The sequence below is a fragment of the Marinobacter sp. KMM 10035 genome (genome assembly GCF_046537445.1).
Classification (GTDB): domain Bacteria; phylum Pseudomonadota; class Gammaproteobacteria; order Pseudomonadales; family Oleiphilaceae; genus Marinobacter; species Marinobacter sediminicola.
Window position 1 is genome coordinate 165,749 of sequence record NZ_JBBVMG010000001.1, and the last position, 15,994, is coordinate 181,742.

Annotated in this window: 17 protein-coding genes and 1 tRNA gene; 3 read left to right on the forward strand and 15 right to left on the reverse strand. The window is 54.0% G+C overall.

Features of this window, described 5'->3' with window-relative positions:
- Nucleotides 1-156 precede the first annotated feature (156 nt).
- The 12 genes from AADB16_RS00745 to AADB16_RS00800 all read right to left on the reverse strand — a co-directional run bounded on the left by AADB16_RS00745 (nucleotide 157) and on the right by AADB16_RS00800 (nucleotide 11,696).
- Nucleotides 157-1,509 carry a phosphomannomutase gene (locus tag AADB16_RS00745; RefSeq protein WP_410800705.1) on the reverse strand — a complete coding sequence of 451 codons (1,353 nt, stop codon included), beginning with the start codon at nucleotides 1,507-1,509 and terminating at the stop codon, nucleotides 157-159.
- 8 nt (nucleotides 1,510-1,517) lie between these two features.
- Complete coding sequence (bfr, locus tag AADB16_RS00750) at nucleotides 1,518-1,994, reverse strand: bacterioferritin (protein WP_298453070.1); 477 nt, start codon at nucleotides 1,992-1,994, stop codon at nucleotides 1,518-1,520.
- Nucleotides 1,995-2,176: 182 nt separating this feature from the next.
- Complete coding sequence (locus AADB16_RS00755) at nucleotides 2,177-2,383, reverse strand: bacterioferritin-associated ferredoxin (protein WP_298453072.1); 207 nt, start codon at nucleotides 2,381-2,383, stop codon at nucleotides 2,177-2,179.
- Between the two features lie 98 nt (nucleotides 2,384-2,481).
- On the reverse strand, nucleotides 2,482-3,774 hold the full coding sequence (gene pepQ, locus AADB16_RS00760; RefSeq protein ID WP_410800707.1) for a Xaa-Pro dipeptidase: 1,293 nt from the start codon (nucleotides 3,772-3,774) through the stop codon (nucleotides 2,482-2,484).
- Nucleotides 3,767-4,681, reverse strand: coding sequence for a LysR family transcriptional regulator (locus tag AADB16_RS00765; protein WP_410800709.1), 915 nt, complete (start codon nucleotides 4,679-4,681; stop codon nucleotides 3,767-3,769). The genes pepQ and AADB16_RS00765 overlap by 8 nt, the downstream gene beginning before the upstream one ends.
- 109 nt (nucleotides 4,682-4,790) lie before the next feature.
- Complete coding sequence (locus AADB16_RS00770; RefSeq protein ID WP_410800711.1) at nucleotides 4,791-5,801, reverse strand: ABC transporter ATP-binding protein; 1,011 nt, start codon at nucleotides 5,799-5,801, stop codon at nucleotides 4,791-4,793.
- Nucleotides 5,798-6,808, reverse strand: a complete 1,011-nt coding sequence (locus tag AADB16_RS00775) for an ABC transporter ATP-binding protein (protein WP_298453084.1) — start codon at nucleotides 6,806-6,808, stop codon at nucleotides 5,798-5,800. The genes AADB16_RS00770 and AADB16_RS00775 overlap by 4 nt, the downstream gene beginning before the upstream one ends.
- A gap of 2 nt (nucleotides 6,809-6,810) precedes the next feature.
- Nucleotides 6,811-7,743, reverse strand: a complete 933-nt coding sequence (locus AADB16_RS00780) for an ABC transporter permease (RefSeq protein ID WP_298453087.1) — start codon at nucleotides 7,741-7,743, stop codon at nucleotides 6,811-6,813.
- On the reverse strand, nucleotides 7,740-8,789 hold the full coding sequence (locus tag AADB16_RS00785; RefSeq protein WP_298453090.1) for an ABC transporter permease: 1,050 nt from the start codon (nucleotides 8,787-8,789) through the stop codon (nucleotides 7,740-7,742). The genes AADB16_RS00780 and AADB16_RS00785 overlap by 4 nt, the downstream gene beginning before the upstream one ends.
- Nucleotides 8,790-8,885: 96 nt before the next feature.
- A complete protein-coding gene (locus AADB16_RS00790; protein WP_309044953.1) occupies nucleotides 8,886-10,448 on the reverse strand; it encodes an ABC transporter substrate-binding protein in 1,563 nt (520 codons plus the stop codon).
- A gap of 167 nt (nucleotides 10,449-10,615) precedes the next feature.
- Entirely contained in the window at nucleotides 10,616-11,338 is a 723-nt protein-coding gene (locus tag AADB16_RS00795) for an LrgB family protein (RefSeq protein WP_298453120.1), read from the reverse strand.
- Entirely contained in the window at nucleotides 11,331-11,696 is a 366-nt protein-coding gene (locus AADB16_RS00800; RefSeq protein ID WP_309044951.1) for a CidA/LrgA family protein, read from the reverse strand. The genes AADB16_RS00795 and AADB16_RS00800 overlap by 8 nt, the downstream gene beginning before the upstream one ends.
- A gap of 75 nt (nucleotides 11,697-11,771) precedes the next feature.
- On the opposite strand from AADB16_RS00800, the gene AADB16_RS00805 reads away from it, so the two are divergent.
- Complete coding sequence (locus AADB16_RS00805) at nucleotides 11,772-12,311, forward strand: YaeQ family protein (RefSeq protein WP_410800714.1); 540 nt, start codon at nucleotides 11,772-11,774, stop codon at nucleotides 12,309-12,311.
- Between the two features lie 100 nt (nucleotides 12,312-12,411).
- Nucleotides 12,412-12,488 (forward strand) — tRNA-Arg (locus tag AADB16_RS00810).
- Between the two features lie 96 nt (nucleotides 12,489-12,584).
- Here the strand turns inward: AADB16_RS00810 and gcvA are convergent.
- Nucleotides 12,585-13,544, reverse strand: coding sequence for a transcriptional regulator GcvA (gcvA, locus tag AADB16_RS00815; RefSeq protein WP_410800715.1), 960 nt, complete (start codon nucleotides 13,542-13,544; stop codon nucleotides 12,585-12,587).
- A gap of 128 nt (nucleotides 13,545-13,672) precedes the next feature.
- Here gcvA and AADB16_RS00820 point away from each other — a divergent pair, with 128 nt between their 5' ends.
- Entirely contained in the window at nucleotides 13,673-13,852 is a 180-nt protein-coding gene (locus tag AADB16_RS00820; RefSeq protein WP_410800717.1) for a hypothetical protein, read from the forward strand.
- Nucleotides 13,853-13,915: 63 nt separating this feature from the next.
- Here the strand turns inward: AADB16_RS00820 and AADB16_RS00825 are convergent, their stop codons facing one another.
- Together AADB16_RS00825 and AADB16_RS00830 are read right to left on the reverse strand one after the other, a co-directional pair.
- Nucleotides 13,916-14,851 carry a ketopantoate reductase family protein gene (locus tag AADB16_RS00825; protein ID WP_410800719.1) on the reverse strand — a complete coding sequence of 312 codons (936 nt, stop codon included), beginning with the start codon at nucleotides 14,849-14,851 and terminating at the stop codon, nucleotides 13,916-13,918.
- A gap of 65 nt (nucleotides 14,852-14,916) precedes the next feature.
- Nucleotides 14,917-15,972 carry an MBL fold metallo-hydrolase gene (locus AADB16_RS00830; protein ID WP_410800721.1) on the reverse strand — a complete coding sequence of 352 codons (1,056 nt, stop codon included), beginning with the start codon at nucleotides 15,970-15,972 and terminating at the stop codon, nucleotides 14,917-14,919.
- Nucleotides 15,973-15,994 lie beyond the last annotated feature (22 nt).

Here is a 15,994-nt window from a genome sequence, read left to right on the forward strand (position 1 = left end):
GGGCGGAGGTCGGAAACACGCTGTGGATACGTCCGTGTACGCTCGGCTACGCCATCCATGGCTTCGCACAGTTTCCGACCTCCGCCCCACCGACATCCCAGCGCCAGATCAGGTGGCCGATCTAGCTTCCTCTCACGGCCACTTAATCAATCGCAACTACTTATTCAACCGCTCCATTTCTGCAAGCAACTCTTCAGTTTTAGCCTTCATCAGTGGTATGTCAGCACGGGATTCCACGTTCAAGCGAACGACGGGCTCGGTGTTGGACATGCGCAGGTTGAAGCGCCAGTTGTCGAATTCCACGCTTAAGCCATCTACATAGCTCACGCTCTTTGCGTCGGCGCCGTATTTTTCTTCAATCGCAGCGATGACCTTAGGGGGGTTATCGATGGTGCGGTTGATTTCGCCGCTGGCCGGGTAGGCTTCGATTCGGGCGTCGATGAGGGATGAGAACGGCTTACCGGACTGGCACAGGCGTTCGGCGAGCAGCAACCACGGGATCATGCCGCTGTCGCAGTATGCGAAGTCGCGGAAGTAGTGGTGGGCGCTCATTTCCCCGCCGTATACGGCGTCTTCGTCGCGCATGCGCTGTTTGATGAAGGCGTGGCCGGTTTTGCTTTCGATGGCTTTGCCGCCAGCAGCCTCTACCAGATCCAGGGTGTTCCAGATCAGCCTTGGGTCGTGGATGACTTTTCCGGGGCCAGTTTTGCGCAGGAACTGATCTGCCAGCAGGCCAACGATGTAGTAGCCTTCAATGAAGCGGCCGTTTTCGTCGAAGAAGAAGCAGCGGTCGAAATCGCCGTCCCAGGCGATGCCCATGGCGGCACCGTGTTCGATGACGGCGTCGGCTGTGGCCGCGCGGTTTTCTTCGAGGATGGGATTGGGTACGCCGTTAGGGAAGTTGCCGTCTGGCTGGTGGTGCACTTTGATGAACTCAAAAGGCAGATGCTTTTCCAGTTGGTCGATCACCAAGCCAGCGCCACCATTGCCAGCGTTAACGACAATTTTCATGGGCTTCAGGGCAGCCGCGTCTACATAACCCAAAAGATGATCTATGTAGGCACTGGTGACTTCCAGTGGCTCATAACGCCCTTGCATCGGCGCATCCCCAAAGGGCTCTCGCACTCTGTCGCGAATGTCGTTCAGACCATTGTCAGAGCTGATAGGGCGAGATCCCGGCCCAACCATTTTCATTCCGTTATGGTTTTTGGGGTTGTGGCTGGCAGTCACCATAATGCCACCGTCCATTCCATAATGATTGGTAGCAAAATACACGTGCTCTGTGCCGCACAAGCCAATATCGAATACATCCGCACCTGCGGCCATCAAGCCCGAGCTCAAGGCTTCAGTGATTTCGTGGCTTGAGAGGCGAATGTCGTATCCGACAATAACCTTCCTGGCGCCGGTGATTTCCACGTAGGCTCGCCCGATGCGCTCTGCCAGAACCGGGTTCAACTGCTCTGGAACACTGCCGCGCAGGTCATAGGCTTTGAAACAGGACAAATCCATTGTCTGGTTTACTCCGATGCAGAAGACTGAAGTTGGATATAGTTTTGGATGCCCATCTGGCTGATCATTTCAAGCTGGGTTTCCAGCCAGTCGATGTGTTCTTCTTCACTATCGAGGATGCTGCGGAACAACTCGCGACTGGTGAAGTCCTGCACTTCTTCGCAGTAGATAATGGCTTCTTTCAGATCCACATGGGCGATGTGTTCGATTTTGAGGTCGCAGGCGATCATTTCCTCAACGTTCTCGCCAATCATCAGCTTGTTCAGATCTTGCAGGTTGGGCAGGCCTTCCAGGAACAGGATGCGCTCGATCAACTGATCAGCGTGCTTCATCTCATCGATGGACTCTTCGTATTCCTTGGCCGCGAGTTTGGTGATGCCCCAATCTTTGTACATGCGCGAATGCAGGAAATACTGGTTGATGGCCGTCAGTTCGTTGGCAAGGACTTTGTTCAGATACTGGATGACTTTCTTGTCGCCTTTCATTGCAGCACTCCTTGATCTCAGCCGGCTCATTCTCCCTTCACTGACGAAAGGCCTGCCCGGCTGTTTGATTCGGGTTCGGTGAGCCTTCAACGCTCTGGTTGACTAACTCTCTCGTCACCCGACAAGGATAGCGCGTTACGGCGCATTACAAAATTGCAGAAAGGAAATAAAGGCCAGTCGGGTCAGGCGGGGCTTGCCAGCATGTTCGCCAGGGCCAGGTAATCCGGTGAGCGGCTTTCTCGCAGTATGCCCCGCGCCATACTGGCGCAACGCCCGCACTGGGTGCCTACGCCAAGCTCTTTACCAAGCTGACGCATGGAGGAAACACCATTATCTGCGGCTGCTCGGATGTCTCTGTCTGTCACTCCGTGGCATAGGCATACGTACATAATGCAATCTCACCATCAACACTAAAGGTAGTGATAATTATTATCATTAGCATCAAAGATTGCAAGCGTGTTGTGTTAATTTTGTGCAACGGGATGTTTCAGGCTTCGGCCTCCCGAGTCAGGTTGCGGCACCCTGTGTCGGTTACCACTACGTTGTCTTCTATGCGTATGCCGCCGCACCCCTGCAATTCGTCAAGCAACGGACGGTTGATGTGGTGCCCGAGTGGGCCAGATAGTAATGGCTCCAGCAAAGATGGTATGAAATACAAGCCTGGTTCGATGGTCACCACCATACCGGGCTCCAATGTGCGCGTGAGGCGCAGGAACGGTGCATCGGCAGGGGGCGCTACCGGTTTGCCGGCCACATCGTGCACTTGCACGCCGAGGAAGTGGCCAATGCCATGGGGGAAAAAGGCCCGGGTAAGGCCTTCAGAAACCAACTCTTCATCGCTCAAGCCGTCCACTATCCCTGCTGCACTCAATAGTGCGGCAATGCCAAAGTGGGTTTTGCGGTGTATATCCAGGTAATCAACACCCGGTGCCACCATTTTGCAGAGCCGAAACTGCAGCTGCTCAAGCCCGTGTACCAGCGCAGAAAACCGCCCTTCTTCAACACCTGTGGTAGTGCGAGTAATGTCAGAGCAGTAGCCACGGAAGCGCACACCGGCATCGATGAGAAGACTGCGGGATTTAACCGGTGCTGCCGTATCGTAATACTGATAATGCAGGATGCCAGCGTGTTCGTTCACACCAATAATGCTGTTATAGGGCGCGTCGACCTCACGTTGTTGAGTTGCTCGCTGGTAGGCCAGGTTGATTTCAAATTCACTGGCGCCCGCCAGAAATGCATCGCGGGCAGCCTGGTGGCCTGCCATTGCCAGTTTGTTGGCTTGGGCAAGACAGGCTATTTCGTAGGCCGTTTTATGCACCCGGGTTTCGTCTAGTGCGTTGCACAAAGCACCCGGGTTTTCATCTCCAGGCAAGCCCGCAAGCAAAGCGGGATCACCAACAACCGCCAACTGGCTCATTCCTTCCAGCTCAGGCGCCGACGGGCTTTCACTGAAGCGAAGTTCAAATTTCTCCAGCCAGGGCTCCTGCGGGAGTTCAAGGCTGGCATGCCAGAAATCAACGGGTTGATGCAATGAGAGCAGCGGCTTTTTGCCTTTGCGAATCAACAACCATGCGTGCTCAAAGCCAGCAAGCCCTGTCCAATGCAGGAAAGGTCCATAGCCCTGAAAGTGCCAGGACTGATCATCGCCATAACACATGGGCGCTGCACCGGAGCTAATTAACAGCCCGTCGTATCCGTGATCCTCCAGAACCTGCTCATAGCGGTTCTGCAAAACACCCACATGTTCAAGCTGAAGGGATAGCAGGTCTGTGTCAGGCATGTTGGTCTTCCAGTGTTTTCCAGAGGGTTAAAAGGTCTTCTGAGCGAGGTTCCCGCAATCGAATCAAGCGGATTTCCAGCGGTACATCCCAGCGCTCGTCGCCGGCTCGGGTCAGGCTGCCGAACTGCTCGCTCTTTTCCGTCATCCGGCTGGGCAACCAGCCCATTCCATAGCCCTGTTTCACCAGTGCCTTGATGCTTGCCGACTGAGTGTTTTCATTGAGCGGTAAAAGATTTACAGACTCCTCTCTACGAGACAGGTGCCCCTCAATAGCAGACTGCAAAAAGCCCCGTGAGTGATAGGCAATCAGCGGCACGGACTGGCCAGCCGCTCCCGGCAATGAGAATCGGGGCTCACCGTTGTCTGCCACAACGCTCATGGGCACCAGCCTTTCACTCGCAATCGTGATGGACTCGTAGTCGCCTCGACTCAAGCGGCCGCTCCATGGCAAATCCTGATGCCAGTAGCACAGCACCAAATCGCATTCCCCGTTATCCAGGGCATCCAGAAACTGCTCCCCTATCCAGCTGGTCGCCTTCAGGTTGAGCTGTAGCCGCTCTGCAACACCCGCCTCACTGGCCCAGCCCTGGTAAAAATGAGAAAACAGCCCTTGGGTTGAGCCAACACTGATACGAGCAGATACCTCCGCTTCCATGCTAGCGATCTGAGCGCGCACGTCCCGAACATCCCGGGTCACCCGCTGGCACAGCTCGAAAAACTGTTCACCGGCGGGGGTCAGCGACAAAGGGAGGGTTTGTCGGTTAATCAGCGTGGCACCCATAGATTCTTCAAGCAGCTTTATGCGGCGACTGAAGGTGGGCTGGCTTACATGCTGCAGTTCAGCAGCGCGGGAAAAATGGCGGGTACGGGCCAGTGCCATAAAGTCTTCCAGCCAACGTATTTCCATGGGCTCCCCAGCGAATGACAGATTAAGTGTGCAGTAGATGATTTTAAATAAGGCTATGCCGCTGGACGCATCATAGCCTATTGCTACCGCACTCTTAAAACCTGCTCACCTACAGCCGCCCTTCCTCCACCGCATGGCAAGCCACTTGTGTACCGCTATCTGTAGTAATCAGCTGCGGAATTTGCTGGCGACAACGGTCATTGGCGTAAGGGCATCGGCCATGGAACACACAACCAGATGGCAAGTTCACCGGCGTTGGTACTTCGCCCTGCAGGCGAATATAGTTAGGCCGATCGTCTTCCAGCTTTGGAATGGCCGAGAGCAACGCCTGGGTGTAGGGGTGTCGTGGTTCCGCAAACAAGGTTTTAGTGTCTGCAAGCTCACATACTCGCCCGAGGTACATCACTGCCACACGGGTGCCGAAGTGCTCTACCACGGCTAGATCGTGGGTGATGAACAGATACGTCAGATTGCGGGTTTCCTGCGCCTCCATCAGCAGGTTCAGCACCTGAGCCTGAATGGATACGTCCAAAGCCGAAATAGGCTCATCCGCCACAATAAACTCAGGGTCTACAGCCAGAGCACGGGCAATGGCTATACGCTGACGCTGACCGCCGGAGAATTCGTGGCCAAACCGGCTACCCCAATCCGGGTCGATACCCACAGATGCCATAACCTCCTGCACCTTGCCGCGCACCTCATCTCGGGACAGCTCAGGACGATGGAAATGGATTGGCTCTTCCAACGTTTGCTGAATCGTCATGCGGGGATTCAGGGAGGCATAGGGGTTCTGGAAGATCATCTGCATTTTGCGGCGGTACGGCAGTACATCCCGGCCTTTGAGGTTGTCGATACGCTGGCCGTCGTAATGAACTTCGCCTGCGCTGGGTGATAACAACCCCATCACCGTTCGGGCAACCGTAGACTTGCCGCAGCCGGATTCACCCACCACACACAAAGCCTCACCTTTGTGCACCTGCAGATCCACACCGTTAATGGCATGAACGGCTTCCTGCTTGCGCTGGAATCGGCCGCCCTTGAAGGTTATCTGCTCGAGCAGGCTGCCAGACAAATCAAACCGTTTTTCCAGCCCGCGAATTTCTACCAACGGGGAGGTCATGATCCGGCCTCCTGCATGCGTTTCTCCTGCTCAATCAGATTGCTGACTTCGTAACACGCCACATCCACATTCCCCGATCGCACATACTCCGGCATGGTTTGCCGGCACTGGTCGGTTGCAAAATCACAGCGCGGGTGGAAGGGACAGCCAGTAGGTACGTTTTTAAGAGAGGGCATGGAACCGGGAATCTGGAATAAACGCGCACCTGGCTCGCCCATCTGCGGCAACGCATTAATCAGCCCTTGAGTGTAGGGATGCTGGGCGTCGTTAATAATTTCCCGCGTAGGGCCTTGTTCAATAATGCGCCCGGAATACATCACCAACATGCGCTGAGTGACTTGGGAAACAACACCCAGATCGTGAGTAATCAGCATCAGCGCCACATTTTCCTGTTCACACAAATCCAGCAGCAGCGCCATGATTTCCGCCTGAATGGTCACATCCAGTGCGGTAGTGGGCTCATCAGCCACGATAATTTCCGGGTCGAGCAGCAAGGCGATGGCAATGATCACACGCTGGCGCATACCGCCCGATAACTCGTGAGGGTACTGGTCGAGACGCTTTTCCGGCGAGGGGATCTGCACCTTGCGCAGCTTATCCAGTGCTATATCCCGCGCTGCCTTGGTGCTGATTCGGCGATGCGCCTTGATAGCTTCAACCATCTGGGTGCCAATGGTCAGCACCGGGTTGAGCGTCATCATGGGGTCCTGGAAGATCATGGCAATGCGATTGCCACGGATCTTGCGCAGCTCGCGCTCGCTCATGGCCGCCAAGTCCTTGCCTTCCAGCAAAATCTGCCCGCCAGCAATATAACCGGGGCGGGCAATCAGATTGAGGATCGAGAAGGCTGCAACCGATTTACCGGCACCAGACTCCCCTACCAATCCTAGCCGCTCGCCTTTATCGAGGCTGAAACTGATTCCGCGCAGGGCCGTGAGATCGCCGCCACGAACGGCAAAGCGAACATCCAGATTCTTTACTTCCAACAGTGGTGTGTCGTTTTTCATATCTAGCCCTTGTACAGCCGTGGGTTCATAACATCCCGCAACCAGTCACCCAAGAGGTTGATGACCAGCACGAGCACGACCAGCACCAGGCCGGGAATCAGAGTTATCCACCAGGAACCGCTTTGAATGTAATCAAAGCCGGATTTGATCAGAGAACCCAACGACGGCTGGGTTTCAGGCATACCCAAACCCAGGAACGACAAAGCCGCTTCAGAAATAATCGCGTTAGCAATCTGCACCGTTGCGATAACAAAAATTGGCGACAGCGTGTTGGGCAGAATATGGCGGAACATGATGCGGTTGGTGCGAAAGCCCATCACCTTGGCCGCATCCACGTACTCTTTCTTTTTCTCCGCCAGCACAGACGCCCGAACGGTTCGGGCAATTTGCGGCCATTCAGCTACACCGATAATAAAAATCAGCATGTAAATGGCGATTTCACCAAACATCAGGTTGCCGAAACTGGCCTTGAACACCGCGCCCACAATGATGGCAACCATCAGGGTGGAGAAGGAAAGCTGAACATCTGCAATCCGCATCAGGATAGAGTCGACTTTGCCGCCCATGTAGCCCGCCAGCAGGCCGAACAATATACCCAGCACCGCCTGCAGCACCACCGCGCCAAAGCCGATCAACAAGGACACCCGTGTACCGTAAAGAATGGTAGAGAGCATATCCCTGCCCTGGGCATCAGTACCCAGAGGGAAGGCCGGATCAGCCCCGGACATACCCACCGGCGGCAGTTCCGAGTTCATGATATCGATCTGCGCCAGGTCGTAAGGATTCGTTGGCGCGAACAGTGGCGCGAATACAGCTGCAAACACCATCAAAAGCAAAACGATAAAGCTGGCAATCGCCACCTTGTCGCGCTTGAAGCTGTACCAAAGGAAGGACTCGCGAAAGCGATTCCAGCGGGAGAGGGTCGCCGTTGTCATGCTTTCTTACCTGTCAGTTTCACCGTGGGGTTCACCAGCCCGTAAACCAGGTCCACCAGTGTATTAGTGATCACGAAAATCAGCCCCACCACCATCAGGTAGGCGACGATCAGAGGAATATCGCTTCGGGTAATGGCTTCCAGAAACATCAACCCAACGCCGGGCCACTGAAACACGGTTTCCGTAAGAATTGTGTAAGCCACCATAACACCCACCTGCACACCACCTACGGTGATGACTGGCAACATGGTGTTCTTGAGAGCATGGAGAAAGTTAATGCGTGCCGAGCTCAGGCCTTTTGCCCGGGCATAACGAATGTAATCGCTTTGCAGCACTTCCATCATTTCTGCACGAATCAGGCGGATAAACAGCGGCAGCATGATGGATGCCAAGGAGACGCAGGGCAGTACGAGATGCATCAGCCCGAGCTCTGAGAAAAAGCCGGAATTCCAGGTTCCAAAAAGGTGCTTCAGGTCATCGCCACGCCCGTAGGAGGGCATGCCGCCATCAGTACTCAAGGCACCGTTCAGCCACTGGCCCCAACCGGAATCTACAGGAAACCACTCAACGGTAATGCCAATGGAATATATCTGGATAAGAACAATGGCCGTAAGAAACACAGGAATGGAGATTCCCACCGTGCTCACGCCCATGAAAAACTTGGCCAACCAGGCCTGAGGCCGGATGGCGGCATAAACGCCAATGGGTACAGACAACAGCATGATGATGAGGCTGGCACCGATCACCAACTCCAGAGTGGCCGGCAGATGCTCTGCAATCACTGTGAGCGTTGGCTTGCCGTAAAAATAGGAGTTGCCCAAATCGCCCTGAATGGCTTTGCCCGCAAAGCGCAGGTACTGAACCACCATGGAATCATTCAGCCCCAGTTCTTCACGCAGGGCTTCGCGCTCCTCCATGGAAACAGACATGCCGACCATTTCCTGAAGCGGGTCACCAAGGCCATCCTGAATGGCAAAGGCGATCACACTGATCACGAACATGACCAACACTGCCTGGGAAATGCGTTGAACCAAAAACGCTAACATGCAGGAATTACCACTGATGAGTATTTAAAAAGCCTCTCTCCCTTTACCTAACGAAAGGCGGGAGAGAGGTTGGAGAGAGGGGGGCAGTTTTCCCCTTTACTCTACGACCAGATCACCCAGATAAGGGAAGTTCATAACGTTCAGAATCGGCTCAATCTTCACGTTCTTCTTGCTGGCCCAAGCCAGATCCTGCCAGTGCAGCGGAATAAACGCGGCATCGTCGTATAGGCGCTGCTCAACTTCCTGCAGCATGGCGGTGCGCTTGGCAATATCGGTCTCCACGCTGGCTTTTGCTACCAAGGCGTCGATTTCCGGGTTGCAGTAGTTACCGGCGTTGTACTGGCCTGCGCCACTGCCCGCTTCTGTGCAGAAGGTCAGAAACTCGTAGAAGTTGGCAGAATCTTCCGTATCTGCGTGCCAGCCAATCAGCATCATATCGCCAGAACGGTTATCAAACTCCGGCCAGTACTGAGCTTTTGGCAAAGTCTTCAGATCCACTTTGATGTTGATACGGGCCAGCATGGCAGCTGCTGCCTGCGCGATCTTGTCATCGTTCACGTAGCGGTTGTTCGGCGCCATCATGGTGATGGTGAAGCCGTCTTCATAGCCCGCCTCTTTCATCAGCTGTTGGGCCTTTTTCACGTCATAGCGTGGTTTCAAGGATTCGTTGTAACCCTGGTAGCCAGCCGGTGACAGCTGAGCTGCAGGTGTGGCAAAGCCTTTCATGATCTTGGCTGCAATGCCTTCCTGATTGATGGCATAAGCGACCGCCTGGCGAACCTTTGGGTTCTTGAAGGCTTCAACCCGATCCTGATTCATGTGAAACAGGATGATGCGGGTACCGCTCATGGTAACCAGCTCCGAGTTCTTGTCACGCTTGATGCGATCGAGATCGGTAGGTGGTACCGGGGCGATAAAATCCACACCGCCAGACAGCAGTGCCGAAACCCGCGTATTGTTCTCTTTGATTGGTGTCAGCACGATTTTCTTTACGTTACCTGGGGACTCTTCATCCCAATAGTTCGCAAAGCGCTCAAATTCCATACGCACGCCCTGCTGGCGGGATGTCACCTTGTAGGGACCAGTACCTGACAGATTACCGGAAGCAAAAGAGTTACCGTGCTTCAGGATAGCGCCCTTCATCTTGCCGTCTTCTGTTTCACCGGAATAAAACTCGCTGTCCAGCGGGAAGATGTAGGTGGCGGTATTGAGCAGTAGCGGAAATGGCTCGCTGGTTACCAGTTCAAAGGTGTAATCATCAATAATATTAATGCCACTAAAGGGCTTGAAGATGGCTTTGAAGTCCTGGCTTTCCTTCAGGCGATCGTAGGTGAACTTCACATCTTTGGTGGTGAGTTCGTTGCCGGAATGGAACTTCACCCCCTCACGCAGCTTGAAGCGCATGGTGTTCTCATCAACACGCTCCCAGCTTTCAGCAAGGCGGGGCTCAAAATCGAGGTCTTTGGTCCAGCGTACTAGCGGATCAAAAGACATATGGGATAGCTGCAGAATGCCGCCGGAGAGCTGCTCATGAATATCGAGGGTTACCGGATCGGCGTCGTACGCCATTTTAAGCTCTTTTGTCGCCTCAGCAGACAGAGCAACTGGCGCGCTAGCCAGCGCAAGGGAACCAATAAAAGCTGCAAGTAGTTTTTTCATTGCGTTTTCCGTCGTTGTTTTACGAGTTTTTACGGCGCACCGAACCTCGGGCGCACCGGACGCCTGTATTAGAAACTAGTCCCGGAAACTACTTACGGCAATCGAAATTACAACTTGCCGCTATGCGCGAACTGAATGACGGCGAATTCGATAGGCGTATCGCGCTCTCAAAGGCGAAACACCAACGGCAGGATCAGCGCCGTAAACACGCCTGTAAGCCCCATCCCCAGAGAAGAAAAAGCGCCAGCGGTATGGCTGATCTCGAAGGCTCTGGCTGTGCCTATCGCGTGACCATTGAGGCCCAAGGCAAACCCGAGAATGCGCTCATCCTCCACCGGCAACCACTTCGCCAAAAGATCAACAAACAACGTTGCAACCACTCCGGTAATCAGCAACCCGCCCATCATCAGCGCCACAGATCCACCCAGTTGTTCGGTAATACCTATGGCAATCGGCGCGGTTACAGACTTAGGGGCCAGTGACGCCAGCACCTCAGGCGTAGCACCTAATGCCCATGCGATCACCACGGCATACACCGCCGCCATTGTGGCCGCCAGCGGCAGTGTAACCACAATCGGAAGCCACAGAGCCCGGATATGATGGATTTGCTGATACAGGGGAATCCCCAAAGCGACAGTTGCCGGCCCGAGCAACACCGTAATCCAGAGCGCCCCCTCCTGATAACGAACATAATCAATGGATAACACCGCAATCACTGCCGATAAAATTACTGCGGAGAGCAATACTGGCGGCATCCATAATGGCTTGCCAATGCGCGCAAACAGCCAGTTTCCGACAAAAAATGCGGTCAAGGTAAGCCCGATTGCGAGTATCGGGCTGGCCGCAAGCAAGTCGGGAATCGCGATAAAACGGCTGACTAACTCAGTCATTGGAGCGTCTCTGTGCCGATAAACGAAGCACGCCCTTCATGACCAGCAGTGTTGTAAGGACGCTCAGAAAGGTGCCCAGCAACAAGGCAGCAGCAACCGCCAGCCACTGCCCTGAGAATTGTGACGCCAGGAAGAACACCCCCACCACACCCGGCATGATCAGCAACACCAGCACGGAGATCAGCGCCTGACTTGCCGTTGCCAGGTCATCATTCACCCTGCCTCGCAGCATTAATGATAGTGTCATAAGAATCATGCCCAGCACGCCGCCACTGACCGGCAACAGGAAAAGTACCCGCAAGGCCTCACCAAGCAGGAAAAACAAAACCAGAATCAGAAAACCACGCAACATCGGCATGTCGTCTTACTCACCACTCACAGAATTGCTTTACACTACCGCAAATCAACATCTTGATACCAATGCAGGACAGCCATGGCGCTCAAAGCAACTATATTAAAAGCCACGCTCAATATTGCCGACATGGACAGGCATTATTATGCGGACCATCAGCTCACCATAGCGCAACACCCGTCAGAGAATGATGAGCGCATGATGATTCGCCTCCTGGCCTTTGCCCTGAATGCCAGCGACGATCTGGAATTCACCAAAGGCCTAAGTACAGACGACGAACCGGAACTGTGGCTGAAAAGCCTGAGTGATGAGATTGAACTCTGGATTGAACTGGGCCTACCCGACGAAAGCCGCCTGCGCAAAGCCTGCAACCGTGCGCGCCAGGTTATCCTGTACGCTTATGGCGCTCGCGCTGTTCCCGTATGGCTGGAGAAGCACAAAAGTAAACTGAGCCGCTTCAAAAATCTGACGATTATTGAACTGCCGAGCGAATCTACTGAAGCCTTGGCTAAGCTGGCGGAGCGCAACATGAGTTATCAGGTAACTATTCAGGATGGCGAGGTGTCGTTCAGCAATGAAGATGCGCTAGCAAACATTACTCCAGCCCTTCTATTCCCGTAACTCAAAGCAAGCCCCTGGTACGCACCGAGGGCTGGACAGCACAGGCCTGCGCACGTAAGATTGCGCTCTCGAAATTGACGCACAGCCGTCGCATTCGAATGCGCCCGTAGCTCAGCTGGATAGAGTACTGCCCTCCGAAGGCAGGGGTCACAGGTTCAAATCCTGTCGGGCGCGCCATATTTTTCAAGGCCTTACGTGAAAGCGTAGGGCCTTTTTATTGGTTGTGCCCAAATGGCGCCCGGCTTCTTAAACCACTTTTCCTCAACGCTAGAATTACTGCCTTTGCCCAGAGCCTGAGGCCGTGCCTGGCACGTTAGCGCTCAGTTCACTCTCCACTCCATAAACATCCGGCGCCTGGATCTCTGCAATCAACCACTCTTTAAATGCCTTCATGGCCGCGGTTAACGGGCGATGCTTCTGATGAACGAGGTAAAAAGCCTTTCGGGTGTCGAGCGGGATATTAAACGGCACCACCAAATTCCCGGAACTGATCTCTCTGGAGGTCAACGTAAGGTCCGCCAGAGCAACGCCAAGATTTTCTTGCGCAGCAGCAGTGGTTAACTGGCTGCTGGACAACTGAAGACTGTCTTTCGGCGTAATGTATTCCGAACTGGCCACCTGGAACCAGTTCTCCCACTCCCACATGCGGGTGCTGACATAAATCAATGTGTGGTGCCGCAAATCGCCCGGGTCCCGCAAAGGCTGCTTACCCTCAAGTAACTTGGGGCTGCACACGGGTACGAGCATTACTTTCTGCAGGAAATGGACTTCTATATCGTCCCACTCGCCATTGCCGTAGTAGACCGCCATATCCGTGCTCGACTGATTGAAATCGAGCAAACCAACAGAGGCACTTATCCGCAGCTCTATATCGGGAAACATCTCTCTGAAACGCGACATGCGGGGCATTAACCAGCGAGTCAGAAAATTGGGCGCGACGCTGATCTGGACCACATTTGTTTCTTTGCTGGCCGTCAGCCTGTGGGTCGCCACCTCAATTTCGTTCAGCGCATGTTTCACAGATACCAGGTACTGCTTTCCAGATGGCGTTAGCTCAACCGTGCGTTTGCTCCGGCTGAACAGCTTTATCCCCAAATACTCCTCAAGAGTCTTTATCTGGTGACTCACTGCGGATGCAGTGACAAACAATTCCTTTCCGGCGGCCGCAAAGCTGCCGTTTCTGGCGGATGCCTCAAACATCCTAAGGGCGTTTAAGGGGGGGAGTTGCCTCATAGGGCTTACTACCTATCATGAGTTTTTCTCAGCAGTCTCGTTAGAAACGATCGCTTTCCCAAATTTTTAGACCTAAGTAGCATATCCCCATAGCACTAATATGGTGAAAACCAAGGAGATTATCCTCTATGAATACTCAAGCATCACGCGTTCCCAGCATTACCGAAATCAATCAGGCTGTAGAACTGGCCAAAAATGAGCGCAGCAAATACATCGCGGAAAAAACCAGCGCGCTGTCTGCCAAGCTGAGCACATTCATTCGCACTACAATTCAATCTGTAGCGGGCAAAGCTTCTCCAAGTCACTGACACGCTTAGGCGCTTCAATCCCACAAGGGACTGAATGAAAGCGAGTTGCCATGCTAGCGCCTCCTAGTCTCGCCCTTCGAGCGCGGCGCGCATTTTCAAAGTGACCAGCACCGTATTCAGGTGTGGCACCGCAATACCATGGCGCTTGGCTATGGCCACCACGCTGCCAAGCACAGCGTCCCGTTCGATCGGGCGACCGTTCAGGTAGTCCAGCGCCATACTGTTCTTGTACGCGGGCATCTTACGGGTACTCGCGATATTCTTGTCGATCAACGACTCGTCCATGGGGTAGCCGTCGGCCGCCGCTACCTCCATCACCTCGCGCATCATTGCCCGCATTAGCTCTTCGCCTCCATCTGTGTCCACCAAGGTTCGCGTGTCCGCACCATTGGCGATGACCGACAGGGGGTTAAACGGAGTATTCCAGAGACATTTCCGCCAACGCTCGCCCACTAGGCGTTCAGTCAGTTCAACATTGATCCCGCCATCCCGAAACAATGCAGCAAGTATCTGGCAGCCCCCATCAATGCCTTGCGGGTAACGCCCAAACACCAGCTTTCCAAAGGCCTTGTGCTCGACTATTCCGGAATCCACCCGGCTTACCGCCGCAAACGCCAGACAACTTATGAGCGGGTTATACGGGTAGGCATCCACCAACTCTTGTTCAATATCCAGCCCGTTTTCAATCAGTACCAGGCGAGTATTCTCACCCATCCAGGGAGCAATCATGGCTGCCCTGTCTGCGCCGGGAAGCACTTTCACACAGAGAATCAGGAAGTCGGGATAGGTTTCTGGCATGTCGCCAGACCGATAGACATGATCAGGCGCGAAGGACAAGTCACCGAGCGGGCTTTCGATTCGAATGCCATGCTCTTTGATCGCTTCATAATCTGAACGCACCACAACGCTCACAGCGCATCCGGCTTTCTTGAGAATGGCACCGTAGAAGCTACCAATCGCTCCGGCGCCAACAATCAGCATGCCTGGCTTTTCAGTCATATGTTTTCACCATTTCCACAGCGAAGCTTGAGGGCGGCAAAGGACCTGACCTGCAAACAAAGGCCTTAAACTGCCTGATACCACCGCACACCTTCTGTATCAACCGAACAGGTGATTTCACCCAGCTCATACAGATAATTCAAACATGCTACAGCTTCCCCGGTCGCAAGATTCAGAATCAGAAGGTTATCTTCAGCTATGGGCCTTGAAAACAGCACGTCGAACAGATCGTAGGCGCGCTTCGGTGGTCCTTGGAGTGACTCCAGCAGCGCAGCAAACACTCGTGTCTGGGAGTCCATCAATTCGTCAATCCGGGCGTGCAACCCGATAAAGCACTCCTGGTGGGCGGGCAACACCATTACATCATCCGGTATTTCCGCTTTCAGTTTTTTCAGTGAACCAAGCCAATCCGCCATGGGGTTAGCGAAAGGGTCCATTGGAGTAACGGACACATTTGAAGATATTCGCGGCAGCACCTGATCGCCGGAAACCAGCAGCTTTAGCTCCTCGGAGTAAAAGCAGGCATGCTCGGGAGAGTGGCCATTACCCACAATCACTCTCCAATCGGTGCCGCCGATTGAGTGGCGCTGCCCTTCAATCAAGCGATGGTACGAAAAGGGTGGCTGAAAGACTCTTTTCCGATAGGAGCCATACTGCTGAGCATAGGTTCCGATGGCCTTTTCAGGCCAGCCGGCACTGCGGTTAAAATCATCAAATTCGGGGGGCACACCGTCCTCGTTGATCTGGCTGTATACGATGCGATATGTCATGTATTCCAGCTGGGTCATCCAGAACTGCTCTGCGCCTTCACGCACCAACCAACCTGCCATGCCCACATGGTCCGGGTGAAAATGTGTTGCATACACAGTCTGGACTGGCGCAGCGTCAGGCAAACTGTGCATTATTTGCTGCCAGGTGCTTACTGCTTCCTGAGTGTACATTCCAGTATCAATCACGGCGTAACCGTCATCATTTCTCAGGAGCCAGATATTTATGTGGTCTAACCCGCCAGGCAGAGGCATACGGCTCCAAAGCACATTGGGTGCGACTTCCCGCAACTCTCCGAATTCAGGGGCGCGTTCCAGCGGATAGGCTATTCTGCCAGCGGTAATTATACTCAACGCAGGGTCCTCTATAACGGTA

Bases quoted from the DNA above. Each gene is read 5' to 3' on its own strand.
- AADB16_RS00745 (WP_410800705.1), bottom strand. From the start codon at position 1,509: ATGGATTTGTCCTGTTTCAAAGCCTATGACCTGCGCGGCAGTGTTCCA.
- AADB16_RS00800 (WP_309044951.1), bottom strand. From the start codon at position 11,696: ATGCCGATGTTGCGTGGTTTTCTGATTCTGGTTTTGTTTTTCCTGCTT.
- AADB16_RS00755 (WP_298453072.1), bottom strand. From the start codon at position 2,383: ATGTACGTATGCCTATGCCACGGAGTGACAGACAGAGACATCCGAGCA.
- bfr (WP_298453070.1), bottom strand. From the start codon at position 1,994: ATGAAAGGCGACAAGAAAGTCATCCAGTATCTGAACAAAGTCCTTGCC.
- AADB16_RS00805 (WP_410800714.1), top strand. From the start codon at position 11,772: ATGGCGCTCAAAGCAACTATATTAAAAGCCACGCTCAATATTGCCGAC.
- pepQ (WP_410800707.1), bottom strand. From the start codon at position 3,774: ATGCCTGACACAGACCTGCTATCCCTTCAGCTTGAACATGTGGGTGTT.
- AADB16_RS00765 (WP_410800709.1), bottom strand. From the start codon at position 4,681: ATGGAAATACGTTGGCTGGAAGACTTTATGGCACTGGCCCGTACCCGC.
- AADB16_RS00825 (WP_410800719.1), bottom strand. From the start codon at position 14,851: ATGACTGAAAAGCCAGGCATGCTGATTGTTGGCGCCGGAGCGATTGGT.
- AADB16_RS00820 (WP_410800717.1), top strand. From the start codon at position 13,673: ATGAATACTCAAGCATCACGCGTTCCCAGCATTACCGAAATCAATCAG.
- AADB16_RS00790 (WP_309044953.1), bottom strand. From the start codon at position 10,448: ATGAAAAAACTACTTGCAGCTTTTATTGGTTCCCTTGCGCTGGCTAGC.
- AADB16_RS00770 (WP_410800711.1), bottom strand. From the start codon at position 5,801: ATGACCTCCCCGTTGGTAGAAATTCGCGGGCTGGAAAAACGGTTTGAT.
- gcvA (WP_410800715.1), bottom strand. From the start codon at position 13,544: ATGAGGCAACTCCCCCCCTTAAACGCCCTTAGGATGTTTGAGGCATCC.
- AADB16_RS00780 (WP_298453087.1), bottom strand. From the start codon at position 7,743: ATGACAACGGCGACCCTCTCCCGCTGGAATCGCTTTCGCGAGTCCTTC.
- AADB16_RS00775 (WP_298453084.1), bottom strand. From the start codon at position 6,808: ATGAAAAACGACACACCACTGTTGGAAGTAAAGAATCTGGATGTTCGC.
- AADB16_RS00795 (WP_298453120.1), bottom strand. From the start codon at position 11,338: ATGACTGAGTTAGTCAGCCGTTTTATCGCGATTCCCGACTTGCTTGCG.
- AADB16_RS00785 (WP_298453090.1), bottom strand. From the start codon at position 8,789: ATGTTAGCGTTTTTGGTTCAACGCATTTCCCAGGCAGTGTTGGTCATG.